The following is a 24,958-nucleotide window of genomic DNA, read 5'->3' as shown; positions in this document are numbered from 1 at the left end:
CTAGCTTTTGGCGGTAACCAGCGCTTTCAGCGTCTGCTCCAGTACGGCACCAAGCGGCAGATCGAGATCGTCGGCCACAGGGTAGAGTTCTGCGATCGTCCCTTCGGTCGCCTTGATGTTGATCTGCTGGTTGCGCCCGGTGGTGCGACGTCGGCGGCGCGGCGGTGGCGACGGGGACGGGGCCGCTTCGACCGCCTCGGCACTGATGGGCTTGCCGTGCGCCTTGCGGCTCGGAAAGCCGCTGGCTCGCGCGATTTCCTCTATTGCGGCGGCGGGGACCGGCTTCGGCTGGCCCTGGGGAGCGAAATCGTCGAGGTCGCCGAAAGGGTTGGCCCTGCTCATCATGCCGCTCCCACGTTGGAATTGGTAGCTAGCGCATCGGCCCCTTCGCGCGCGGCGCGCAACCGCCTGCGCCTTGTCGAGGTTCGACACCTCGCGCGGGTCGAGATCCTCCAGCGTCTGCTTGAACGAGAACACCGCGCGGAACGCTTCCCGCTCGTTGAGCTGGGTGTCAAAGACCGGCACTCCGGCATCGAGCAGCCCGCCCTGAATATGCGCCATCGTGCGCGTGCGGATGATCGGAGACGTCCGCGTCAGCAACACTCCGTAGGGTACCGCGCGTCCCGTCATTTTCTTGTGCTGGTTGAGCACCCGTATGGTTTGGCTCGCCTGCTAAGCGTCGAACTGCGAGTCCTGCATTGGGATTACCACCAGGTCGGCCTGGCTGACGGCCAGCAGCACGATCTTAGCCGCCGTACCTTCGAGATCGATGACGACGAAAGACGTTCTAGCCGCCGCGTCCTCGATCCGGTCGCTGATCGTGTCCTCATCGACATCGGCCAGAAACGATAGGTTGGCGGGCAGGGCGGTCCCTTTGCCCCCGGCGGCAATGGGATGGTTGGGATCAGCATCGACCACCGTGACTGGCGCCGCCCGCGCGAGTTCAGAGGCAAATCCGATGCCTTTAACTTGAGTAGAGACGGGTGCTTAGAGTTGCATCCGGCGTGAGGATCGAAGACACAGCCTTCGTTCGCTTCGTTCGGCCCGGCGCCGGATGGCTGTGTCACATGAGGAAATATATGAAGACTGCGATTGTAACGGGTATTTCCGGGCAGGATGGCGCTTATCTGGCCGAACTGCTGCTGGGCAAGGGATACAAGGTCTACGGCACCTATCGCAGGACGAGTTCCGTGAACTTCTGGCGGATCGAGGAGGTGGGCGTTGCCAATCACCCCAATCTGACCTTGGTAGAATATGATCTGACCGACCTATCATCCAGCATCCGGCTGCTGCAGAATACCGGTGCCACCGAAGTTTACAACCTTGCCGCGCAGAGCTTTGTCGGGGTGTCGTTCGACCAGCCCGTCACAACTGCCGAAATCACCGGCATTGGTCCTCTCAACCTGCTGGAGGCGATCCGGATCGTTGATCCCAAGATTCGCTTCTATCAGGCGAGCACGTCGGAGATGTTTGGGAAGGTGCAGGCTGTTCCGCAAAAGGAAGACACGCCTTTCTATCCGCGTAGCCCCTATGGCGTTGCTAAGCTGTACGCGCACTGGATCACGGTCAACTATCGTGAAAGCTACGACATTTTCGGGTGCAGCGGCATTCTCTTCAACCACGAAAGCCCGCTGCGAGGCCGCGAGTTCGTGACCCGCAAGATCACCGACAGCGTCGCCAAGGTGAAGCTCGGGAAGCTTGATTGCCTGGAACTGGGCAATCTCGATCCACGGCGTGACTGGGGCTTTGCCAAGGAGTACGTCGAGGGCATGTGGCGGATGTTGCAGGCCGACGAGCCCGACACCTATGTGCTGGCAACCAATCGTACTGAAACCGTCCGCGATTTCGTGCAGATGGCGTTCAAGGCTGCGGATATCGACGTTGAATTTTCCGGTAAGCAAGAAGACGAAATCGCGGTCGATACCGCCACCGGCAAGACGGTCATGCGGGTCAATCCGCGCTTCTATCGCCCTGCAGAAGTTGATCTGCTGATCGGTGATCCCGAAAAGGCGACGAAAAAGCTGGGCTGGAAGCCGGAAACCATTCTGGAGCAGCTTTGTAAGATGATGGTCGAAGCCGATATCTTGCGGAACAGCGTGAATGCATCATTCTGATTTCCTTGACAGGAGGTCGGTTATTTAAAGAGCAGATTATAACCCGGCGGTGCTCGTCCCCGCCGGGTAGTGTACTATCAGCGACGGTGAGATGGTTATGAGCAAAATATTAATTACCGGCGTAGATGGCTTCACTGGTCGCTATCTGGCTACAGCCCTGGCAGGGCAGGGGCATGAGGTGGTCGGCATTTCGCACAGCGCAATAGCCACGCCAATCGAAGGCCTAGCCTCCTCCCACATATGCGATCTCACCGACGCGCAGTGCCTTAAGGAGGTCCTTTCCGCCGTGCAGCCCGACAAGGTTGCGCATTTGGCAGCGATTGCTTTCGTCTCTCATGGTGTCGTTGAGGACATCTATCGAGCCAATGTCGTAGGCAGCCGCAACCTTCTGGAGGCGGTAAGTGCTGCCGGCAGCGCTGATGCGGTGCTTCTTGCGTCCAGCGCAAATATCTACGGCAATCGCGTCAGCGGCGCGATCGATGAGACTGTCGCGCCTGATCCGATCAATGATTATGCGGTCAGCAAGCTGACGATGGAATTTGTTGCCCGCCTCTATGAGGAGCGGCTGCCGATCATCATCGCACGGCCCTTCAACTATACCGGTGTCGGGCAGGCGATCAATTTCGTCATTCCCAAGATCATCGACCACGTCCGACGCGGCGCGACGACGATCGAACTGGGGAATCTGGATGTAGCACGCGACTTTTCCGACGTCCGGGACGTGGTGCTTGCCTATGCCGCACTGCTGAATGATCCTGCCGCTATTGGCCAGGTTTTCAACATCTGTTCGGGTAAGGCGCAGACACTACGCAATGTAATCGCGATGATCCAGGAAATTTCCGGACATGATTTCGATGTCAATGTCAATCCCGCCTTCGTCCGTGCGAATGACGTGAAGACGCTGTGGGGGGATCGCAGAAAAATAGAAAATCTGACTGGACAGCAGCCCACCTACGACTTGCGCGACACATTGGCTTGGATGCTCGAAGTATAATATTACGTTCTATGCAAAAATAGACCACGATGATAACGTGGTGCAGCCATTTACGGATCGTGGTTGGGCAAGCTTACGAATGATAAAGCAGTTCCGTCGTAGCACGTAGCGACACGACGGAACTTTTTCAGGTGGCCGAACATGCGCTCGATGCGGTTTCGATCCCGATAGCGGCAAAACCGCAAGGAATGGGTTCACGGCGCTTGGGCTTGAGTGGAATGATCGGCAAGATTCCCTGCATCAGCAGGTTTTCGCGAACAGCATCACCATCATAACCTTTGTCGGCGAGCAGTGCCTTAGGCTTGGTGACGGGTATCGCCATCAGGGCATCGACAGCGCCATAATCAGTTGCCTCTCCACCCGCCAGGATGAAACCGAGAAGGCGCCCCTGATTGTCGCAGCGGGCGTGGACCTTGCACGAAAAGCGTAAGCGCCGACGGAACCGTAAGACCGTATGTCCGTCTGCGCGCCTTGAGTGGCTCGCCCTACACTGCGCATCCGAGGGTTCCTCGGACGGGCCGAGTCGATCCTCATCACAGGAGGACGAGCCGTGGAACATTCTACAGAAGTCTTCGTCGGTATCGATGTCGCAAAAGCACGGAATGCCGTCGCTGTGGCGGATGGGGAGCGCGGAGGCGAGGTGCGCTATCTGGGTGAGCTGGCTGCTACCCCCGAAGCGATGCGGCGAATGGTGCAGCGCCTCGCAAGCCGGCATCAGCAATTGCATTTCTGCTATGAGGCGGGACCGACTGGCTACGGGCTATACAGGCAGATTACATCGATGGGCTATCCATGCACGGTGATCGCACCTTCACTGATACCCAAACGCGCCGGGGACAGAGTGAAAACGAACCGGCGCGACGCCATTGAACTGGCGAAGCTGCTGCGCGCTGGGAACTTACGGCAGTCTGGGTGCCGGATGAAGCCCATGAAGCGATCCGCGATCTGATACGTGCCCGCACCGCAGCAGTTGAGATTTTACGCGTACATCGCCAGCAGGTCAGCGCATTGCTTCTGAAGCACGGGACGAGCTATCCGGGCAAGAAAACATGGGGCGCACGGCACCTCAAATGGCTGCAAGAGCAACGGTTTGACCACCCTGCGCATCAGATCGCGCTTCAGGAAATGGTTGATGCCGTGCGCGTCGCCAAGGAGCGTGTGGCTCGCCTTGAGCACGCAATCGAGGAGTTTCTCCCCCAGTGGGAATTGGAGCCGGTCGTGCGCGCCTTGCAAGCGCTGCGGGGCGTCGATCTCATCGTGGCGATCACCTTCGTCACCGAGATCGGTGACATGCGGCGTTTCGACAATCCCCGGCAGCTCATGGCCTACATCGGGCTGGTGCCAAGCGAGCGCTCAACCGGTGATACGGTGAGACGAGGAGGCATAACCAAGGCCGGCAATACCCGGATGCGCCAGTTGTTGGTCGAGAGCGCCTGGAGCTATCGCTATGCCCCCAAGGTTGGAGCGAGGAAGCTCTACCTGCTGGAGAAAACGACGCCTGCCGTCCGTGAAATCGCTTGGAAAGCCCAGAGCCGCCTCTCCGCGCGATACCGCGCCCTCACGGCCAAGGGCAAGAAGAGCACTGTTGTGTGTACTGCGGTCGCAAGGGAACTGGTTGGCTTCATGTGGGCAGCAGCCCGCGAAGCCCAACCAGCCTGACATCTGCCACCGACCCCGCGTACCGGCGGGGGTGGGATCATCGGCAGGGGAACATCCGACGGACGTTTTGTGGCCGGCCTAGCCGACGCCCGCAGTAAGAACGGATCAGCCCCGGACGCATACTCGGAACTGCGGTATCCAATCCGCGCATCAGAGCTTGATCACCGACGGTCTAACGATCCCACCTCCACCTGTACGCGGCCACATTCAGCCGCCACAACCCGTGGCCCAATCCTCGCGTCTACCGAGTTGACAACGGACATCAGAGCGTCCGGCCCAAACCGTCGGCAGCATAATCGCCCCGAGGTGGGAATGCCCAAAAACTGGCGTAAGTGCCGCTAGCCGAACTATACTATCGCTATGGGCAACGCAGAATTTGATCCGAGGTCAGTACCCGCACTCTTTGCGGTCGCCCTTGAATGCGACGACGATAATGCGTGGGATGCTGTCGCGGCCTTGCATTGACGCGGTTCCAAAGAGGTTCTCGACAAGGCCTGCGCTCTAACCAAGACCTCTGAAGCCGCTACGCGGGCCCGGGCGGCCGATATTCTTGGCCAGATACGGTTGCCTGCCCGGACTTTCCCCGAAGAGTCCTTTGCCGCGGTACTGCCGCTGCTCGACGATGACGCCGATGAGGTTGTGTTCTCTGCCATATTCGCCCTGCAGCACATCGACCGCGACCGAGCAGCTCCTTACATCATACGTTTTGCAACACATTCCGATGACAAGATACGATATGCCGCTGCCTGCGCGCTTGGAGCAGTCGACTCAGTCGAGGCAAACGAAACTCTGCTTTTCTTGATGAACGATCAGGATGCGGAGGTCCGTAATTGGGCAACGTTCGGCGTCGGCCAGCAAAGCGATGCCGACAGTAGTGAAATTAAAGAAGCCCTTGCCACTCGGCTCTTGGATGCCGATGCCGACGTGCGTTACGAAGCAATCATCGGCCTTGGTCGTCGGCGTGACAGGCGCGCGCTCGGATTTTTGAAGACGATGCTTCATGACGATCCTGATGACGTCTTTGCGCGTCAGTCCGCGGCGAAGCTCTTAGGGCTAGAGCTTGATGACCAAATGCCGACCAGCGCTCTGCTCGGTGCGCTCCAAAGGCTTCAGCGCTGGGGTTAAGCGGTCATTTCCGTCCCTGAGAAGCAAACTGTCTGCGTCCCCCTAATTGCTTGCTTGTGTCTGCACGGTGGACCAGTTCCATGGCAGCAAATCGTCAATCCGGTTGATCGGATGCCCCTTGCCAATGCGGTCGAGCACATCGGCAAGCCATTCCTGCGGATTGACGCCATTGAGCTTGGCCGTCTCCAGAAGCGAAAGCATGGAAGCGGCACGCTCACCGCCGCAATCGGCACCTGCAAAAAGCCAGTTTTTGCGGCCGACTGCTATGCCCCTGAGAGCATTCTCCGCCGGATTGTTGTCGATCTCCAGCCTGCCGTCGTCGGTGTAGGCGAGCAGCTGCGGCTTGAGCCTCGCAGCATACCGTAGCGCTTCCGCCAGCGGTGCGCGGGCCGAGGCCTTGGACAGCACATCATCAGCCCAGGCGAAGAAATCCAGCGCCTTGAGCTTCGAGAGCTTCCGAGCCTTGCGGCGGAAATCGGCAGGCTCGCGCACGATCTGCCGCTCGACGTCGTACAACTCGCCGATCAACTGCAGCCCTTCGAGCGCCGCCGAGTTTGGATCTGCCTTGTAGACATCGTTCAGCTTCCGCCGCGCATGAGCCCAACACGCAACGGGCGTGATCGGCGCGGGCTGGCGGTCACTCGCGTAGAGGCGCTCGAAACCGGCATAGGCATCGGCCTGCAGGAAGCCTGCAAAGGTCTTGAGATGCTCGCGTGGTCGTTCACCCTTGCGATCGGGGCTGTAGCGGAACAGAGCTGCCGGCTTATCCAAGTGGCTCCATCGTCGGTTATCGCGCAGATACACCCATAATCGCCCGGTTGCCGTCTTCCCGGTCCCCGGCGCCAGCACGGGAACGGGTGTGTCGTCAGCGTGGAGCTTCACGCTGGCCATGACGTGATCGGCGATCCGATCGACCAGCGGCTGCAGCAGCCAGCTTGCTTGGCCGAGCCAGTCCGCCATGGTCGAACGGCTGATCTCCACGCCCTCGCGAGCGTAGGTAAGCGGTAAAAATCCCCCACATTTTCAGATGCTCCGAGGTTGGTAGTTTCGCCGCAATAAATGGCGAGGTTACCAGTGAGTGATGAAACTGATTTCGAAACATGTTTCGAAACGAACGCCCCGGGTCAGGTGCAGCGGCTTGACGTGATCGAAAGCCCGCGGGGCAAGCGGCACTGGACGCCCGAGGCGCGGGCGCAGATCATCGCGGAAAGTCTGGAGCCGGGCGCCAATGTGTCAGCGGTGGCGCGCCGCCACGGGATGTTTCCGCAGCAGTTGTACACATGGCGACGCGGATTGCGGGAGCGCGCAGAGGCGATGACCTTTGTGCCTGCGATGGTCGAGCGCGGAAAGGTTGACGAGTTGTCCAGCGCGGCAGTGCCACCAGTGAGCGGCCAGATCATCGTCGAGGCAAGCGGGCTGTTGATCCGCATTCCGCCCGACGTGAGCGCGGATCACATCGAGCGGGTGTTGTTGGCCGCGCGGGTGAGCGCGTGATCATCCCGCCTGGCCCCCTGAAGGTGCTGGTCGCAACGCAGCCCGTGGACTTCAGGAAAGGGATGGTGGGCCTTGCCTCGCTGGTCGAGCGTGAGCTCAGACTCGATCCCTTCTCAGGCATGCTGTTTATCTTCCGGGCGCGCAGGGCGGACCGGATCAAACTTCTGGTTTGGGACGGCACCGGGCTGGTGCTGGTGACCAAACGCCTGCACGATGGGAAGTTCCGTTGGCCACGCCCGGGCGACGGGGTGATGAAGCTGTCGGCGGCGCAAGCCTCGGCGCTGATCGAGGGGTTGGACTGGTCGCGCGTGCACGTGCCGCGCGTGCCCAAACCGCTTCATGCGCAGTAGGCCGCAAGCCTGATTCTGCTTGGCGCAAGGCTGTTCCTCGCGAGGCAAAATCCGCTAGAATGCAGGCGTGGCGGCGCATCCAGAACTCACTGCAGCGACCGGGCCTGAAGCCGGATACGACGAGCTTCCCGACGACGTCGAGCAGCTCAAGGCGATGCTGCTGGCCGAGCGCGCCCGCGCAGCGCGGCTCGAGCATATCCTCAAGCTGATCAACCGCACGACCTTCGGCAAGCGTTCGGAGAAGCTTCCTGCCGATCAGCTCGCACTGGCGCTGGAAGACCAGGCCGTGGCCCTTGGCGAAGCCCAGGGCCTGCAGGCTAAGACAAACGAAGAAACCGAGCGTCATGGCCTCGTGCCTCGCAAACGCCGGCCCGCCGATACACAGCGCGCATCGCTGCCGGCGCATCTGCCGCGCTTCGAGGTGGTGATCGAACCCGACAGCCTGGAATGCGCCTGTGGCGGCGCGCTGCACAAGATCGGCGAGGACCGTGCGGAACGGCTCGACATCATCCCGGCGCAGCACCGCGTCATGGTCACGATCCGGCCGCGCTATGCATGCCGGTGCTGTACCGATGGCGTACACCAGGCCCCAGCACCGGCGCGCGTAGTGCCGGGCGGCTTGCCGACCGAAGCGCTGATCGCCGATGTTCTCATCAACAAATACTGCGACCACCTTCCACTTTACCGCCAGTCGAAGATCTTCGCGCGGCAAGGCATCGAGGTCAGCCGCGCCACGCTGGCCAACTGGGTTGGCCGGGGCATTGCGGCGCTGCTGCCGATCGTCGACCGGATGCGCGTGGATGCACTTGCACGATCACGGCTGTCCGTAGACGAAACCACCGTCAAGGTGCTCGCACCGGGGACCGGCAAGACCAAAACCGGCTACATGTGGGTCATCGTCTGTGACGACCGGCCCCATGGCGGTGCCGATCCGCCGCTGGCGCTCTACACCTATATGCCCGGCCGCGGGGCCATGTGGGCCAGACAGCTGTTGGGAGCCTACCAGGGCATCCTGCAGGTCGATGCCTGGCAAGCCTACGACCAGTTCGGCAAGGATGACCGCGCCAATGCTGGCGTCTGGAAATCCTACTGCTGGGCGCACCTGCGACGTAAGTTTGTCGACGCGGGCAGTGATGCTCCGATCGCGCAGGATGCGTTGCAGCGCATCGCCAGGATCTACGGCATCGAAAAGGACATCCGTGGTCGCCCGCCCGAGGAACGCCTCGCTGTACGGCAGGAACGGAGCCGTCCGCTGGTCGAGCAGCTCCACGCCTGGTTCACCGCCATCAGCCCCCGCGTCATGGCTGGCTCGGCGACAAGCGACGCGATGAAATATGCGCTGAAACGTTGGGCCGGCTTCAGTCGGTTCCTCGACGACGGGCGGATCGAGCTCGACAACAACTCCGCCGAACGTGCCATCAGGCCAGTGACTCTTCAGAGGAAAAATGCGCTCTTCGCTGGCCACCAGCTCGGAGCCGAAAACTGGGCTGCGATCGCCTCGTTGGTCGAAACCTGCAAGATGCTGGACCTCGAGCCCTACGCCTACCTCTCCGATGTGCTCGCCCGGATCATCAGCCGCTCCGACACCGATCCAATCGACGACCTGCTCCCATACAACTGGGTCAATACAAACGCCGGGCAAACCATGTTCGAAATGAGCAACATCGCCACCGCTGCTTGATCACCGAAATTACATCGCCAAACCTGCCGTGGCGGCTCCACCGCCACGTGGGGGATTTTTACCGCTTACAGAACATCGCTTACGATGATCGGCAAACTTGGAAACGATAACGTGGGCCAGCAGGCCGGCACCACCTCAGTATGACGCCAAGGATAGATTGGCAAATTCATGCTGCCATCGCCGAGGGCAGATTGTCAAAATAGGTCTGGTTCGGCGTTCCCGCAATATGGGGCTGAAGCATTGCTTACGCAGCACCGCGTCCGTTAGTGCCCTACCACATATTCGGCCAGATCTTGGGCGCTTCCTGCCCAAGTCTTCCATGAGATTTTTGCGGGATCGATTTTCGGTATTGATTTTAGCTGCAAGGTAACAGCTTTTTGTATTGCTTTCGGATCGCGGCTATTAGCAAAAAATGCTACTGCTCCTGATCCCGCGACTTCACGGAAAACTGGAATATCGCGCGCGAGAACGGGAAGCCCGTGGCGCGCGGCTTCGACCAAGGGGAGACCGAAGCCTTCGCCTTCACTGGCGACGATCAGAACGCTGCAAGCCGCATAGACGGCGTCGAGATATTCATCGCTGATCGATTCAAGCCAGAAGAGTTGCTTGTTGTACTGCGGATGGTTGCGCAGCTTGTTTGCCATATACTCCATCATCCAGCCTAGCTTGCCGACAATCACCAAGTTAGCCCGTATGCCGTCATTCCACAGTGCGTCGAAAGCGTCCAGAAGCTGTTGATGGCCTTTGCGCGGTTCTATGGTGCCAACGGCCAGGAAAGATGTGGAAGCGCGCAGCCGCGCCAAGGTGCGCTCTGCGTCATCCGGCATACCGGTTGTCGGCTTGCTCGCGTGAGTGTCTGCGCCGAGGTGGAACCAATTGATTGCAAACGGCCGCTCCCGCTTGGGGCCTCGCTGCTCTAACCAATCCTTGAATTCCCCGGCCACTGCTCGCGAAATGCAGATTGCCCCGTCGAAGCCGGCAATGGTTTCCAACCACCGTTCGTGGCTTTCCGGGGTGCCGCTGGGAAAACGGTCTGGCAGGAGGACGGGCAGCAGGTCGTAGACCACGAATTGCACCTTGACGCCGCGTTGTCGCCACTCGTGCAGGATAGCCCGCTGCCGGTAAGCGATATCGGGATGATAATCCAGACCGATGAAGCTGTCGCCCATGCACGGCTCGACGATGTCATCGTCGCACCAGTCGTCGGGAATACCAAGAAACTTGCAGGTAAACTTTTGGGCGTAGCGATAGCAATTATTGCCCAAATCAGCATAGATCGGTTCCACAGTCCAGCCTGGCGGGGGCGTTTCCAGCCATTGTGACAGGATAGCGCGGACGACCCGCTGGATACCCGAGCGGGCATCAACCTGAACCAATACCGAAACGTCCACCAACAGGCGCCTCGGGCGAGGACTGGCAGGGAGATTGCGTGCGATCGCAGTGGCCACGCTGCTCCAGTCGGCGTGCGTCAGGGCCGAACCGCTTTCGAGCAGTGCGTTCATCAAGCCATACTCACCGATTGCGGCTTTGTCGTAGTACTGCTCGATCGCCTTGGCATAGGCGTTGGCGCAACGGCGTGGCTGATGATGACGCTGCATGTGCGCTTTGGCTTTTCGACCCAGTGCCCTGCGTCGATCTGCATCGCGCCACAGTTCCGTAAGTGCGGTGCTCAGCTCCGCATCGTTGAACTCGTCATCCAGCAAATAGACAGCATCGCGGGGCAGCTCCGCCATTGAGCCATGGGCATTGACGATCGTCGCCATAGCGTGATTCATGCAATCGAACACGGCTGCCGAGGTTTCACCTCGAGAGAGTTGGCGTAGCTGCACTCCAACGTTTGCTACGTTCAGCCACTGCTCAAAAGTCGTGTGATCTGCCCAGCCTGTGATTTCGATCTGCCCTGCAACGCGAGCAGAGCGAACCATTTTCTCGATTTTCTCGCCGTACTTATCCGAAGTATTTTGGCCTACGAACACGAGACGGCATTGCGGATCCCGCGCCATTGGACTTTCCAGCCATGCCTTAATCAGACGATGATTCATCTTCGACTGGCCGAGTAAGCCGAAGCTACACACGACAAAGTCATCGACGGGAATGCCAAGTTCGCGACGCGGATCGACGCGATCATTTGCAATGGGCGCTCTGCGAAGAAGCGGAATAACATGCCAGTCCTGCCCGGCCTTTTCACCGTACCATTCACGGGCAAGATCTCGGGAATGTTCGGCATGGACGATCACACCCAGTGCATCTTGTAACACTGGCAAATTACAAGGGTATTCCCACAGGACGTCATGAGGGTCTGGCGCTTGGAAACGGCGGGTAACAGCTGGCCACCCATGCGAATAGGAAAGGTTACGTGTCCATGCGCCCGGCACTTCGCCCGAACCTTCGCGATAGGAAACGGCACCCGATAGGAAGAAATCATGCAGAACAACCACGCCAGAGATGACGTGCAGCAGGTCGAACATGTGGGTATGAAAGTGTGAGTTACCGAAGTGATACAAAACTCGGTCGAACTCCTGGGCGTGCTGCCGGAACCAAGTCAGGTCTCGGACCGGGCAGTTGCCCAGTACTGATGGTTCGTCAGCCTTCCCGCTGGCTGTGATAACGTCGATGCGATAATGACGTGCCAGATCAGGGAGCAAATCAGCACTATAGTCGCTGATGCCACTGGAATCTGGCGCGAAGGGCGACACCAAGGCCAACCGTGGCCGCCGATCCGAAGATGTGCGGCGATATAGGGAAGGAGGTCGTGACGACGCGACGTACTGCGCATGACCGGCTTCTAAAGCGGACCATGCCCGCATTGCCGTTTTGTCCCAGTCGAATTCCAATGCTTGCTTCAGCCCATGACGCTCCAGGTCCTCGCGCATCTTGTCGTTTGTCAGGACTTCGCGCATTTTCTGACTGATGGAGGCGATGTCGAAGGGATCGAAGAAGGCGCGTTCAAGCCCCACCACTTCAGGAAGGCTGGAGCGGTCGCCGACAATCACTGCACGACCGCACTTCATCGCTTCCAGCGCCGGCAGCCCAAAGCCTTCGTGCCACGAAGGAAAGACGAACAGCTTGCAAGAACGGTAGCAGGCGAGAAGATCGTCTTCGGGAATGAAGCCAGTTAGAACCAGCTCGTCCTGACCGAGGCCTTCATCTGCGGCCAGCTTGAGCAAACGGCTGCGATCGGCATCCTGAACTGAACAGACGATGGCCAGTTGATGCGCGGTGCGCAATGACACAGGCAGTTGCGCATAGGCGCATATCAGACCCTCGATGTTCTTGCGGTGATCGATGCCGCCCGTGTACATCACGAAAGGTCGGATGAGGCCATAGCGCTCCGCAAGATGCGACTGCATGTCGCTGCTGACTTTCCCTGGCGTGAAGTGATCATCTGCCGCACTCGAGATATTGATGACTTGCTCAGGGTCGCTGCCTATCCAAGTCAACGCTTCTTGGCGAGAGGATTCCGAATTAGACAATAGAAGATCGGATCTGCGCAAGTGGCCCAGTTTATTTTGGTACCAAGTCTCGACGTCAGCGTTGGCGAGATAGATCGGGCGATGGATGAGTGGGATCAGGTCATGAAGTATGGTCGCAGTCGGAATCGCAGAGTGCAAGACTCCGATGCTGGTCACGATATCGTCACCAAAACCTTCGAATAGCGATGTCACCAAGACATAATCGGGAGAAAGAGCTGCCAGGGCAGCTTCCCGTATCAGTTCGGCAGCTTCACGTCGCGCGTTGTTGTGCGGGTCGGAAGTGTGGACTGGCCCAGGAGCTGTCCACATGACAATGTTCTCTGCTGGCACAAACCCTTGCAGTGCGGCCTTGATGTCCTCAATAGTATTGGGGATCAGTCCATTGACCAGAACAAATATCTCGTGCTCCGGCTCAGTGCGCGCCATCGCTCGGGTTAGGGCCAGAGAATAGCGTCCAATGCCGCGGTGACGGCTCGGTCCTTGAGCGGACTGAAGGTCGATTACAATGCGCATCAGAATTTTCCAGCTACATATTGCAGGCGAGACATGGCCCGTCGTGCATCATGACCCTGGTTGCGGGTATCCATGTGCAAATGGGCGGCATTATCTGGAACGAGAGGATTTAACGTGGCATGGGCAACCTCTGCAGGCATATACTGCGAGATCCCTGCAGGCGTGAGACTGTGCTGCAGCAGTGCTTCGTGTCCTAAGTTGCAGAGCCTGCGTTGCCGTGCGCTGCGGCCGAGCCAGCGTCGCAGCCAGTGCCGTTCGGCTCGGTCGATCGTGACGAGATGCTTCAGTTCATACCAGAATGTACGCTTTGCGCGTGCTTCTTGTGAGCGGGCAATATCGCCTGCAATGCGCTTGCGGTTTTTGCCCTTAACAAGCAGTTCAGTATAATGATGCAGTCCATCGTTATCGGGCGCACGGTTCAGATAGCGGAGAAACAAGGAACGGACGAAGGCGGTGTTATCGCCTGTGCGCAGCATCTGTTCATAACGTTGCTGATATTCTGGCGATTGCGCCATGTCGGTTAGAAATCGGATACGGCCTAGCCCACCACGCAGGACTCCGGCACGCTCCGTTCTTTCCAGTGGACTGGGGGTCCTACTCAACAAAATCCGATACGCCTCATCTACGAAATCGTTTATCGGCAATGATATGAGGTCGAGGACTGAGTTAATTTTCCCAGTATACATGTATCATCGCTCATTTTTATTGCAATAGCCTTGATTATATCTTGGCCATGCAGTATGCAAGGAAGGGCTGTGTTTATAATTCGTATTATATGATTGCCTAGCCGGTATCGATTGTCAGTCTTTCCATGTGCCCCTTTGGATAGACCTGTGGCGCGCAGCTTTTGATATCGCAGTTATTATGTATTGCTCAACCCCACTCGAAACTCCAAGATTTACGTTAGAGTAACGTTAGGCCTGGAGATGCAGGTTGCGGTTATGTGCTTCGATTGCCTGATCAAAGTCAGGATAAAATACGAGTTGTCCTTCGTTCAGGACGGCAAATTTCCCGCAGTGATGCCGAACGTATTCTGTATCATGGGAAATAATCAGCATCGCGCGATCGCCACGTTTTTGAAATAATTCGACAGCGCATTTTTCGTGAAATTTCGCGTCGCCCACGGCACTGATTTCATCGATCAAATAGCAATCAAATTCAATAATCATGGAAATTGCGAAAGCCAAACGAGCGCGCATGCCTTGCGAATAGGATCGAAGCGGTTCGCGCAAATATATCCCAAGTTCAGTAAATTCTGAGACAAAATCGGTATTTTGTCGATAGTCCTGGTTGTAGATGCGACTGATGAAGCGGACATTATCTAGGCCGGTTAGCGTATTTTGGAACGCCCCCCCGAATGCCAGTGGCCAGGACACAGACATTGTACGGGTGATTTCCCCCGAGGTCGGCTGTTCGGCTCCACTGACCAAACGGATCAGTGTCGATTTACCGGCGCCGTTACGGCCTAAAATGCCCAGTTTCTCCCCGCGTTCCAGAGTGAAGGAAATGTCGTTGAGAACGATGCGGTCACCTTGGCGGGTCGGATAGACCTTGTGAATATGATCGGCGCTGATCATTCGGGCGTGATCTTTCGGTTGACGTGGGCGACTTGCGCCAAGGCCAGCACGGATAGCGCTATGCAGCATACTACCAGATACGTCAGGTCGTAATGAGTCCGAATATGGTCGCCAAAATAACCGTCACGCACGATCTCCACGCCGTTCACCATGGGCACGTACAGAGCGTAGTGTTGGGCAGCCGGGGGTAGCGCATCGACCATGAATGCTGCGCCGGAAAGCGGGAACATGATGTACGAAGCAGGATGCCATAGACGCTCAACAAGTTCGCTCTTTTCCGCAAGGGCGCCCAGCAGCATCGCCAGCGCCGCGCCAAACCATCCAAGCAGCAGCCATCCTTCGACGACGGTCAAGACATCTTCTGGCGGCTCCAGCCAGCCAATGTAAATATAAAACAGGCTGAGTACGATGAACGATATCGTGGCGCCGCCAGCTTCCAGGAGCAGGCGGGCCAGGAAAACGTCAATCACCCGAACGTTACGATGATACATCAGGGCTAGGTTGGGCTCGATGGCCCCGATGCAGCGCGCTGGCATGTTACGCCAGAGCAGAACGCTGGAATACCCGGTCAGGGCAAAGGCCACGATTGGCAAGGAAGATCCGTGAACCGCCTTCGCCAGGGTCCATAAGATGGTCACCCCGGTGGTGAAGAGCATTGGCTCCACGAACAACCACAGAAAGCCGATATTATGCCGACCATAGCGGGTCAGGATCTCGCGCATCAGCAGGGCGTAGATGACCCGCCACTGGACTGACGCACTTTTTCGCATTTCCGAGATCTGCTGGAAGGCCATGGTCTGGCGATTAGTCCTTATGTTCCATCATGCCTGCGACCAGCATGCTGATCACTGCCCAGGCAGCAAGACCGAGGATGAGCGTGGAGAAAATTCCGCGCCACCGGCGGGGTTCAAGCGCATCATCGGGTACGTTGGGCGAAACGATCCGTTCCACATAAGCCTGTTTGCGTCGCGCTTCGTTGCGGGCGTCTTCCAGCGAAGCCATGGCGCTGGCGAGATTCTTTTCCGCGAACTGGCTTTCCAGCGACAGCCGTTGATATTCAGCGGCGCGCGAAGAAAGCGATCTGCGGTTTCCGGCCACGAGGCCGAGTTGCTCGTCGATTTCTTGTGCCAGGCCCTTGGCCCGAACGTCGAGGATCTCAATCTGCGGATTTTTCGGGGTGTAGGCGCGCAGTTCGCGCAGCTGCATGCGGGTGGCGATCAGTTCGTCCTGGATCTTGGAGATCATCTGCAACTGAACAGTCGCCTGCTTCTCCGGATCGACCACGCCTGCCTGATTGCGATAAGCTGACAGCGCCAGGGCCGCGGTCCTGGATTTGGCCTTGGCTTCGTCGACCTCTCTTTGTGAGAAGCGGATGAGGTCTTGCCGCCCGCGTTCATTGAGCTTGTTGACGGTAGCTTCGGCCATTTCCAGAAGCTGCTCGTTGATGCGAGCAGCGTCCTTAGGCGTGAAAGCCTTCACATCAAGAGTCACGATCGAGGACGTCGTGTCCTGCTCAATCCCGACCTTCTTTTTGTAATATTTGAACAAATCTTCAAAGCTGTGATTCATGCCCGAAGGATCGAAACGGTCGAAGATCGATATGAAGGGTGCCGAATAGGCGCGGGTAAAGGCTGCGTTGCGATCCAGAGCCTTCAGGGCGTCGCGCGAAAGCATGTACTCCTGGGCGGCGTAAATCTCGTCACCTGAATTGCCGAAACCCGTGCTCTTGAGTAGCATGCCCAAGCCGGATGGCGTCTGCTTGTCAGGGCTGCGAACGACGAACTGGGATTCAGAAATATAAACGTCGGACGCAAATATTCCAAAATACAGTATCGATAACACCGTTGGAAGGACGACCACGAAAATAAAGAGTGGGCGTACCTTTCCGATGCTTGCTTTCAACGACGTTTTCATTCAGCCCTTATTCACCACGTCGCCGTGGAGTCATTGCAGATCGCCAGCGCCGTCAGCAACGGGCAAAGCCATCATCGTTTTCAGTGTGGCGGCGGAATTTGCGGCCCGCAGCTATCTGAGCTAAGCCCTAGCGATCAGTGCTATCGGCGTCCAGCGTTCGATCACCGTCATCAACTGGCGATTTCACAGTTTGACTTAACGGATGCACGGCTTTCCGTATGCCACCGGCATTCCTTGATCCGGACCCTCGCTTGCTCCATACGCCGGGTCTTCGTCCATCTTCAGGGCGGCTGTATACGGTGCTAGCTGATTTCGATATGACCAAGCTGATTACCCCTGCCCGGCTGAGCACCACCTTGCTTATTGCCTTGTCCTTGTCCGGATGTGCAGCGTTGCCGAGATCCGGCCCATCGACCGGGCAAATCACCCGTGCTGCAAACTCATCGTCCGCTAGCGATGCCGGTATCGCCATCATCGATGTCAATGACGCGGTTGCGCGTGAGATCGTGGCTGGAACGCGCCAGGTTCCTTTCTCGGAAACTCTCGGCGAAGGTCTGCAGATAGGATCGGTGATCGGGAAAGGCGACGTGCTGGATATTGGCATCTGGGAGGCCCCTCCTGCTGCATTGTTCGGCGTTGCCGGAGGCGCGACGCAGCTGACAGCCTCGGGCGCGACTGCCAGGGGAACGTCGCTGCCTGAGCAGATGGTCGACAGCGATGGTCAGATCATCGTGCCGTTCGTCGGTCGCATCCAGGCTGCCGGCCGCACCCCTCAAGAAATCGGGCGCGATATCACCGCGCGGCTGATCGGCAAGGCACACCAGCCTCAGACGATCGTGCGCTTGGTGCGCAACGCGGCGGCGAACGTGACGGTTGTTGGCGATGTCGCCACCAGTGCACGGGTGCCGCTGACCGCCCGGGGGGAACGGGTGCTTGACGTTCTGGCGACAGCTGGCGGTGTGAAGCAGCCGGTGGGCAAGATGGTGATCCAGATCACCCGCGGCACCAGCGTATCTGCGCTGCCGCTGGAGACAGTCATTCGTGATCCACGCCAGAACGTGCGTCTGCAGCCCGATGACGTCATGACCTTGCTGTTCCAGCCTTACAGCTTCACCGCGCTTGGTGCGGTGGGCAGGAACGGCGAACTGCCGTTCGAGGCAACCGGCCTGACCTTGGCGCAAGCGCTGGGTCGGGTCTCTGGCCTGGATGACGCCCGCGCCAACGCGAAGGGTGTGTTCATCTTCCGCTTCGAGCGGCCCGAAGCTCTGCCGCAGAACCTGCGGCAGCTGGGCAGGCCGGCGCCGGACGGCAGGATTCCGGTTATCTATCGCATCAATCTGAAGGATTCCGCGACGCTCTTCGTGGCGCAGAGCTTCCCGATGCAGGACAAGGACGTGCTTTACGTTTCCAACGCTCCGTTGGCCGATTTCCAGAAGTTCCTTGGCGCGGTCTTCTCCACGATCCTGCCGGTGGCAAGCACGGCGGCGACCACGGCGGCGGTTACGTCGCAGAATTAGGTCGGGCTGAGATTTTAAAGAACGTGTCCATCGCTTTGCTTCCTTTTCTCGATCTACTGCAGTTTCGCTGGGATCAGCGTCTTGCAACGCCTGCATTGCGCCGGCTTCGCGTAAGACGTCGGCGCAATGTGGCCAAGACCATGGCGCCTGCCCGTTCCGCCCAGGTGCGCCGCATCTACGTGGACCTTGCGGTTATCAGCCGTCACGACGCTGGGACCGGCATCCAACGCGTCGTACGCGCGCTGGCGCTGGCGCTGGCCGAAGCCCCGGCGGAGCAGTGGGACGTGCGGTTTGTCGCAGCCGACAGGAGCAGACCGTATCACGTGATTTCTTGGCCCGAGGCCGGTAAGTCCATCGACCGGACGCCGATTGAGGCACAGCCGGGCGATGTCTTCCTCGGCCTGGATTTCTCGCTCGACACCGTACGTTTCCACCGCGCCCAGCTAAGCCGCTTTCGCCGCGCCGGCGGAAGCCTGTGGTTCCTGGTGTGCGACCTGCTGCCCGCCGAGCGGCCCGAATGGTTCTCCGTCAACAACGTCATCCGCTACAAGGCGTGGCTGGAGATCATTGCCGGCATCGCCGATGGCTTCCTATGCATATCGCAGCAGACTGAGGACGATTTGCGCCGGGTGCTGGCTGCTCGCTTTGGTCTCGATGACGGTTACGCGACCCGCATCGTCCCCATGGGGCATGCGATCATGGATTCCATGTTGCAGGAAGCCGCCGCTGCGGCGCCGCCTACCGCGCGGTTCGACATGACGCAGCCGTTTTCGCTGATGGTGGGAACGCTGGAGCCGCGCAAGGGGCATGCCGATATCGTCGCTGCTTTCAGCGAATTGTGGCGGGAGGGTTCGGGTCACCGTCTGGTGCTGGTCGGCCGGATGGGCTGGCAGATCGAGGCGCTGCGCGACACGATTCGCAACCATCCCGAGCATGGCGCCAAGTTGATGTGGTTCGACGATGTCGGGGACCTGGAGCTCGAGCAGATCTACCAGGCCTGCGAAGGCGTTATCATCTCCTCGCATGCCGAAGGCTTCGGCCTGCCGCTGATCGAGGCGCTGGGGCACCTCAAGCCCGTGCTGGCGCGCGACTTGTCGATATTTCGCATCCATGCGGAACGCGGGGTGCGCTATTTCCCTGCAGCAGGCGATGCCGCGACGCTGGCGGCCTGCATCCGGAACTGGGTGGTCGATATCAGGTTGGGCCGCGCGACGGTCACGGCTCCGGACGCCAACTGGAAGAAATCCGCTGCGGTCATCCTCAATGCGCTGGACGACCAGCCCAAGCCGGCTGCGCTCTCCATACGGCCAACGGCCTGATCGAAGCCGCGCGGGCTCGTAACCCCCGCGGCGACGGTTAGCTTTTTCGGATCATCTCTAGCACTTCTCCGCCAAGCGTGGCCGCCCGTTCCGGCGTCGCACTTTCAGTGTAGCAGCGCAGTTCTGGGGCGTTGCCGCTGGGGCGCAGGTGGATGATGTCGCCCTGGTCAAAGGTCATGCGCAGGCCGTCGGTGGTGTCGAAGGCGGTGGCCTTGCCCACCAGTTCGCCGAACATCGCCGAGGTGCGCGCCAGCACGTCTTCGCGGGCGCCCTCCTGAAGCCGCGCCAGCAGCACCTGGCTCTGGGCGGTGGGATAGTTCTGCAGCCGGTCGCTAAAAGTGTAGCGCGCGGGCAGCCGCGCTTGCAGAGCGCGCAGCGTCATGTCCTGGCGTCGTGCGGCGGCGAGCACCGCAACCATCGGCAGCACGGCGTCGCGGGTGGGCAGCGCGGCCAAGGTGCCACGTTCGGACTGCACCGGCGTGGCGAGCAGGAAGCCGCCGTTCGCCTCGTAACCGCAGACGCTGCCGAAATCGGCGAGCAGGGCATTCATCGCCTCGATCACGAAGGGCGAGCCGATGCGGGTGCGCCGCACTGCGGCAAAGGCGCCGGACAGTTCCACCGCCGAATTGCAGCTGATTGGGGTGGCTACAGCCTCGATCCCGAGCGCCTGCGCGCACAGGGTGCCCAGCACGTCGCCGCGCATCCATGCGCCGGTTTCGTCGGCCAGCAGCGGGCGGTCGCTGTCGCCATCGGCCGAAAAGATCGCATCAAGGCCAAGCTCGCGCGCCCAGGCGAGCGCGAGCGCCTGATCCTCGGGCCGGACCGCTTCGGTATCGACGGGAATGAATTTCTCGGAACGGCCCAGGCGTACGACTTCCGCGCCCAGTTCCTCAAGGATTCGGGCGAGCACGTCGCGGCCGACGGCGGAATGCTCGTAGATGCCCAGCTTCACGCCGCGCAGCGCTTCGGTGCCGAAGAAATCGACGTAGCGCGCGGCATAGGGCGTGGCCACGTCGATCAGCGCGCCACAGTCATCGGGCCGCGCCAGCATCCCCGCGCCGTCGAACAGGTCGGGCAGCGTCACTGTCTGCGCGCGCATCGCCAGCTCGTCGGGCTTAAGCACTTCCCCGTCCGCGCGGTTGAACTTGATGCCGTTGCGATCGTCGGGAATGTGGCTTCCCGTCACCATCAGCGATGGGATGCCTTGCACAAATCCGTAAGCCGCGACGGCGGGTGACGGCACGAAGCCGCAGTAGGCGACCTGCCCGCCCATGTGCCGGATCGCGGCGGCGCAGGCGGCCAGGATGCGCGGGGTCGACGGGCGCAGGTCTCCGGCGATCGCCACGGCCCGGCCCCGGGTGAACTGGTCGATGTCGGCCATGTGCTGCAGGAAGCCGCAGACATAGGCGAAGCACACTTCGTCCGTCATCGCAGTGACGAGCCCGCGCGCGCCGCTGGTGCCGAAGGCAACGCCGGAATCCGCCATGATGGCGGCGATCGAAACGGTGCGGGGCATTATTATGCCGCCGCTTGCGGCAGCGCGGCGTCGAGCTTTGCGGGACAAAGCCAGGTGCCAGACCCGCCGAACAGGATGACGGGAACGATTGTAGAACTGCCGGTCATGTTAACTCGCACTTTGGTGATGGCGCGGAATAACCAAACTTGGCGCACATGCAAAATGGGTTCGCTGCAATGACAAAGGTGTAAAGCGGCTACAACCGCACCCGCTCCACTTCCGCCAGCGTGATGTCTTCGCTGCGTCGGTCGTAGAGCTGGGTCGTACGGGTGGAGGCGTGGCCGGCCATCACTGCCGCGTTCTCCAGAGTGCCGCCGTTCTTGAGGTACGTGTTGATCCATGTGGCGCGGAAGGTGTGGTTGCCGATCTTGGTGGCGATGCCGGCCGCCTGCGCGCGGCGGTAGACCATGGTGAAGGCGTCGGCCTGGGATATCTGGGTGTCGCCCAGCTGGCGGGTCCGGCGCGACAGGGTGCGGAACAGCGGGGCTCTGGCATTGCCGGAGTCGCTCGCCTCCATGTAGGCGGTGAGGTACTCGTCGAGTAGGTGATGGCAGGGCATCGCGTGGCGCTTGCCGCCCTTCTCGTGCAGGCGCACCCACAGGCGGCGGCCCTGCACGAACACGTCCTCGCGCTTCATCGCCAGCGCCGCGCCGATCCGGGAGAAGGAATAGACCATCAGCGCGATTGCCTCGCGGGCCACACCCAGCATCGCGCTCTTGCCGGTGCCGGCATAGCCGATCACCGAGCTGAGGCCTCGGCTCCCGGTCACATGCTCGAAGGCGCCGCGCTGCTCGGGCGACATGACCAGCCCGCGCTGCTCGGCGCGCGCCAGCGCCGCATCCTGCATGCGTTCGGGCACGCCGTGGCGCCGGCCCGCATCGAGCCGGATGGTGGCGTTCTCGAGCCGCCGCTCGGTCTCGATCATCGAGCGCGAGGTGAAGCGGTCTTCGCCGCGCCCGTCCTTGCCCAGCTTCACCAGCTCGGGCGATGTGCGCACCGTCGCCATCACCGCGTCGAACTGGTCCTTCCCCTCGCTGTGCCGGTGGACGAACATGGCCAGGTCGCGGGTGGTGAACGTCGCCTGCTGGTGCGTGATCGCATCGATCGCGATTGCCGGGTCGGCGAGGATCTTTGCGCCGTTGCCGCGAGCGATGGCTTGGTGCTCGTCGAGCCGCTCGCTTTCCAGCCCCTAGGCCGCCATGCGCGAGGCGGCCGGACCGATCTTGTGTTGGGGCTCCAGATCGATCCCCTGTGCTTCCAGCGAGCGATGATCGACCCGGGCATCGATGTCGAGTTCGGCGAGGCGCTGGTTGACGTGGTTGGCCCAGGTCTCGCGCCATTGCGGGAGCAGTTCGGTCCGGTTCCAATCGCGGACCTTGGGACCGAAGCCTTCCTCGCTCACTTCGCGCATGCCCAGTATCACATGGGCATGGGGCTTGGGGCTTGGGGCTTGGGGCTGCCGTCCTCGCCGATATCCCAATGGACATTGAGATCGGCGACCATGCCGTGCGCCACGAACTCACGTTCGACGAAGTCGCGGGCGAGCTCGATCCCGTCGGCCTGGCTCATCTCGGGATGGCGAACTCCACTTCGCGGGCGAGCTGCGCGTCCTTGCGCGCCTCGATCGCCTCGACGTCGTTCCACAGTCGCTCCCGGTCGCGCCACTCTTCCGGCGCGCCCTCGGGGAGCAGGATCTCGGAATGGACGACGCCGGCCTTGTTGGAAAAGTCATGCGAGCGATCGAGCCTCTCGTCGCGCAGACGCGAAGCCGAGCGATAGGCGGCCGCCGCCACGGCCGACGAGCCGGCGGCGCGCGAGATGACTTTGGCCGAGAGGTGGTAGATCGCCATGGCGACATACCATCTACCCTTAAAAGCGCACGTCGGCACGACGTATAAGCGCGCCCTCGAAAGATTTCATCAGTCTCGGGATGGCATGATCTCAAGACATTTCAACACGTTGAGGCTGATCGAAAACTTCGAAAACTGGTTCGTCCGGTACCATCATGTGTGGACGGCCTTTGCAAGTCACCTTCTGCCTAACCCTTCTCACCTTCCCGCACCGGAACCCCGGAGTGGGGTGGGCGGCCAAAATCGACCGGAAAGGCACGCCGAGGCGGGCCTAGCAGGGCGAGCCGGCCATCCCGCTTCGGGGGTCAGGCCAACAAATACGCCGCTGCGCGATAGCGCGGCGCCCGCATGATCCTTCAACAATTACGCGAGGTGACACCCAGCATGATATTGATCGGTCGGGTGGGTCATGTGTCCGGCCTGTTGGTGCGGCCGATGACCGCTGGCCCTGATGAAATCCGCGGATCGCACGTTCCATCAGAGGAACGGGCTCTATGGCTCCCTTCGTTTTCCGAACTGAGCGATCCCCGGCTCAACCGGTTCGTCATCATGGCTTGAGCACCACCTCGCTTCCTTCGGAGCCAGGCTCCGCAGGAAACTCTTACAACAGCGTCATGCGACCCTCGCCGGCGCGTGGAACGTCCCGCCGCGCGTAAGGATCGCCCAAACAATCCGCGCCGTCTTGTTCGCCAGCGCGACGGCCGCAACCAGCGGGGGCCGGCGCTCCATCAACGCCATCAACCAAGGCGACGCCTTCTCCGGGGCAACGCGGGCTCGCTTGATCACCGAGAAAGCACCGAGCACCAACAGCGTTCGCAACGTCTGATCGCCCGCCTTGGTGATACGCCCGAGCCGCGCCTTGCCGCCCGTCGAGTTCTGGCGCGGTGTGAGACCAAGCCACGCTGCGAAGTCGCGACCGGATGGAAATCGAGAAACATCGCCGGCAAGCGCGATAATCGCGGTCGATGTCACCGGCCCCACGCCCGGGACCGTGCTCAGGCGTTTTCAGGTGTCGTCGAACTGCGTACTCGCCGCGATCTGGTGATCGAGCGCCGCCAACCGAGCCTCGACTCCACGAACGGCGTCAGCAAGCAGTCGGTAGGGATCGCGGATCAGTTCTGGAAGGCGATCATCGCCCGTGCTTGCGATGCGCAGAATCTCGGTCGCGCCGCCCAGCCCCTGGTTGGCCACAATGCCGAACTCCGCCATCCCGGCGCGAAGAGCAGTCAGCATCGCGGTGCGCTGACCGACAAACTGGGGCCGCAGCCGGTGCATCAAGGCTAGCGCCTGCGTGTCCGGAGCCTTGATCGGTACGAAGCGCATGGTCGGCCTGGTCACAGCTTCGCAGATTCCCTCTGCGTCGGCTGCATCGTTCTTACCGCGCTTCACGTAGGGCTTGACGTAGTGCGCCGGCATCAGCCGAACATCATATCCGAGCGCCTCGAGCTGGCGGCCCCAATAATGCGCGGTGCCACATGCTTCGATCCCGACGAGACATGGCGGTATCTCTTCAAAAAACTGCACAGCTGCGCTCGAGAATAGCGCTTGCGGGTCACCACCACGCCATCTGCATCAACGGCGTGCACCGGGAACACGTGCTTTGCGATATCCAAACCGATCGTTGCGATCTGCATCTCCGTTCTCCTGTCCTGCTGCGAATCAGCAAGCAATCGTACCAACTGCGAACTCGCAGCCGTCCCACTTCATCAGTGGAGGACCCGGCAGCGAAGCGGACGGGTTGCGTCCCGTCGAGGCGGGGCTAGAGGGTAGCGACGCCCCCCGCCACCTTGGGGCCGAAGGCCCAGCGCCGCCGCGCACCCGCGCGGCGTCCGCATCCGGGATGCTTCAGCGCCCCGCTCGGG

The 24,958-nt window shown here is 60.4% G+C and carries 19 protein-coding genes and 4 pseudogenes; 9 read left to right on the top strand and 14 right to left on the bottom strand.

All coding sequences use genetic code 11. The features are described 5' to 3' along the window. Complete coding sequence (locus ACFFDA_RS20745) at positions 1-651, bottom strand: hypothetical protein (protein ID WP_404482672.1); 651 nt, start codon at positions 649-651, stop codon at positions 1-3. 21 nt (positions 652-672) lie between these two features. After that, a complete protein-coding gene (locus ACFFDA_RS20740) occupies positions 673-918 on the bottom strand; it encodes a division plane positioning ATPase MipZ (protein WP_404482671.1) in 246 nt (81 codons plus the stop codon). A gap of 161 nt (positions 919-1,079) precedes the next feature. On the opposite strand from ACFFDA_RS20740, the gene gmd reads away from it, so the two are divergent. Further along, positions 1,080-2,114 (top strand): GDP-mannose 4,6-dehydratase, encoded by a 1,035-nt coding sequence (gmd, locus tag ACFFDA_RS20735; protein ID WP_404482670.1) that lies wholly within the window; start codon positions 1,080-1,082, stop codon positions 2,112-2,114. Positions 2,115-2,211: 97 nt separating this feature from the next. Then, positions 2,212-3,108 (top strand): GDP-mannose 4,6-dehydratase, encoded by an 897-nt coding sequence (locus ACFFDA_RS20730; protein WP_404482669.1) that lies wholly within the window; start codon positions 2,212-2,214, stop codon positions 3,106-3,108. Between the two features lie 127 nt (positions 3,109-3,235). Here the strand turns inward: ACFFDA_RS20730 and ACFFDA_RS20725 are convergent, their stop codons facing one another. Then, positions 3,236-3,667 carry a transposase gene (locus ACFFDA_RS20725; RefSeq protein WP_404482668.1) on the bottom strand — a complete coding sequence of 144 codons (432 nt, stop codon included), beginning with the start codon at positions 3,665-3,667 and terminating at the stop codon, positions 3,236-3,238. On the opposite strand from ACFFDA_RS20725, the pseudogene ACFFDA_RS20720 reads away from it, so the two are divergent. Beyond that, positions 3,659-4,767: pseudogene (locus tag ACFFDA_RS20720) on the top strand (IS110 family transposase). The gene ACFFDA_RS20725 and the pseudogene ACFFDA_RS20720 sit on opposite strands and share 9 nt — an antisense overlap. A 564-nt stretch (positions 4,768-5,331) precedes the next feature. After that, entirely contained in the window at positions 5,332-5,892 is a 561-nt protein-coding gene (locus ACFFDA_RS20715) for a HEAT repeat domain-containing protein (RefSeq protein WP_404482667.1), read from the top strand. 42 nt (positions 5,893-5,934) lie between these two features. Here the strand turns inward: ACFFDA_RS20715 and tnpC (ACFFDA_RS20710) are convergent. Then, positions 5,935-6,876 (bottom strand): annotated as a pseudogene (gene tnpC, locus ACFFDA_RS20710) (IS66 family transposase); the annotation flags it as partial. A 159-nt stretch (positions 6,877-7,035) separates the two neighbouring features. Between tnpC (ACFFDA_RS20710) and tnpA the strand changes: the two are divergent. The 3 genes from tnpA to tnpC (ACFFDA_RS20695) all read left to right on the top strand — a co-directional run bounded on the left by tnpA (position 7,036) and on the right by tnpC (ACFFDA_RS20695) (position 9,417). Continuing rightward, a complete protein-coding gene (tnpA, locus tag ACFFDA_RS20705) occupies positions 7,036-7,386 on the top strand; it encodes an IS66-like element accessory protein TnpA (RefSeq protein WP_404477676.1) in 351 nt (116 codons plus the stop codon). Further along, the gene (gene tnpB, locus ACFFDA_RS20700) at positions 7,383-7,736 is read left to right on the top strand and encodes an IS66 family insertion sequence element accessory protein TnpB (RefSeq protein ID WP_011608149.1); all 354 of its coding nucleotides are present in this window, start codon (positions 7,383-7,385) and stop codon (positions 7,734-7,736) included. The genes tnpA and tnpB overlap by 4 nt, the downstream gene beginning before the upstream one ends. 154 nt (positions 7,737-7,890) lie before the next feature. Continuing rightward, a complete protein-coding gene (gene tnpC, locus ACFFDA_RS20695) occupies positions 7,891-9,417 on the top strand; it encodes an IS66 family transposase (RefSeq protein WP_404478319.1) in 1,527 nt (508 codons plus the stop codon). A gap of 263 nt (positions 9,418-9,680) precedes the next feature. Here the strand turns inward: tnpC (ACFFDA_RS20695) and ACFFDA_RS20690 are convergent, their stop codons facing one another. The 5 genes from ACFFDA_RS20690 to ACFFDA_RS20670 all read right to left on the bottom strand — a co-directional run bounded on the left by ACFFDA_RS20690 (position 9,681) and on the right by ACFFDA_RS20670 (position 16,894). Continuing rightward, positions 9,681-13,403: a glycosyltransferase gene (locus tag ACFFDA_RS20690; protein ID WP_404482665.1), complete on the bottom strand. Its 3,723-nt coding sequence runs from the start codon at positions 13,401-13,403 to the stop codon at positions 9,681-9,683. Then, positions 13,403-13,918, bottom strand: coding sequence for a DUF4214 domain-containing protein (locus ACFFDA_RS20685; protein WP_404482664.1), 516 nt, complete (start codon positions 13,916-13,918; stop codon positions 13,403-13,405). The genes ACFFDA_RS20690 and ACFFDA_RS20685 overlap by 1 nt, the downstream gene beginning before the upstream one ends. A 399-nt stretch (positions 13,919-14,317) precedes the next feature. After that, the gene (locus ACFFDA_RS20680; protein WP_404482663.1) at positions 14,318-14,980 is read right to left on the bottom strand and encodes an ABC transporter ATP-binding protein; all 663 of its coding nucleotides are present in this window, start codon (positions 14,978-14,980) and stop codon (positions 14,318-14,320) included. After that, the gene (locus ACFFDA_RS20675) at positions 14,977-15,774 is read right to left on the bottom strand and encodes an ABC transporter permease (RefSeq protein ID WP_404482662.1); all 798 of its coding nucleotides are present in this window, start codon (positions 15,772-15,774) and stop codon (positions 14,977-14,979) included. The genes ACFFDA_RS20680 and ACFFDA_RS20675 overlap by 4 nt, the downstream gene beginning before the upstream one ends. Positions 15,775-15,784: 10 nt before the next feature. Continuing rightward, positions 15,785-16,894, bottom strand: coding sequence for a hypothetical protein (locus tag ACFFDA_RS20670; RefSeq protein WP_404482661.1), 1,110 nt, complete (start codon positions 16,892-16,894; stop codon positions 15,785-15,787). Positions 16,895-17,211: 317 nt separating this feature from the next. On the opposite strand from ACFFDA_RS20670, the gene ACFFDA_RS20665 reads away from it, so the two are divergent. Both ACFFDA_RS20665 and ACFFDA_RS20660 read left to right on the top strand, forming a co-directional pair. Then, positions 17,212-18,411 (top strand): polysaccharide biosynthesis/export family protein, encoded by a 1,200-nt coding sequence (locus tag ACFFDA_RS20665; RefSeq protein WP_404482660.1) that lies wholly within the window; start codon positions 17,212-17,214, stop codon positions 18,409-18,411. Between the two features lie 23 nt (positions 18,412-18,434). Further along, positions 18,435-19,730, top strand: a complete 1,296-nt coding sequence (locus tag ACFFDA_RS20660) for a glycosyltransferase (protein ID WP_404482659.1) — start codon at positions 18,435-18,437, stop codon at positions 19,728-19,730. Between the two features lie 37 nt (positions 19,731-19,767). On the opposite strand, the gene ACFFDA_RS20655 is transcribed toward ACFFDA_RS20660, so the two are convergent. The 5 genes and pseudogenes from ACFFDA_RS20655 to ACFFDA_RS20635 all read right to left on the bottom strand — a co-directional run bounded on the left by ACFFDA_RS20655 (position 19,768) and on the right by ACFFDA_RS20635 (position 24,730). Further along, positions 19,768-21,246: a phosphomannomutase gene (locus ACFFDA_RS20655; RefSeq protein ID WP_404482657.1), complete on the bottom strand. Its 1,479-nt coding sequence runs from the start codon at positions 21,244-21,246 to the stop codon at positions 19,768-19,770. A 196-nt stretch (positions 21,247-21,442) separates the two neighbouring features. Then, entirely contained in the window at positions 21,443-22,300 is an 858-nt protein-coding gene (locus tag ACFFDA_RS20650; protein ID WP_404482655.1) for a tyrosine-type recombinase/integrase, read from the bottom strand. Positions 22,301-22,435: 135 nt separating this feature from the next. After that, complete coding sequence (locus tag ACFFDA_RS20645) at positions 22,436-22,657, bottom strand: MobA/MobL family protein (RefSeq protein ID WP_404482653.1); 222 nt, start codon at positions 22,655-22,657, stop codon at positions 22,436-22,438. A gap of 8 nt (positions 22,658-22,665) precedes the next feature. Then, positions 22,666-23,096: pseudogene (locus tag ACFFDA_RS20640) on the bottom strand (MobA/MobL family protein). A gap of 612 nt (positions 23,097-23,708) precedes the next feature. Then, positions 23,709-24,730: pseudogene (locus ACFFDA_RS20635) on the bottom strand (IS110 family transposase). Positions 24,731-24,958: the final 228 nt, after the last annotated feature.

Source organism: Novosphingobium sp. BL-52-GroH, from assembly GCF_044813085.1.
GTDB lineage: Bacteria > Pseudomonadota > Alphaproteobacteria > Sphingomonadales > Sphingomonadaceae > Novosphingobium.
This window is presented reverse-complemented; position numbering and strand designations above follow the sequence as displayed.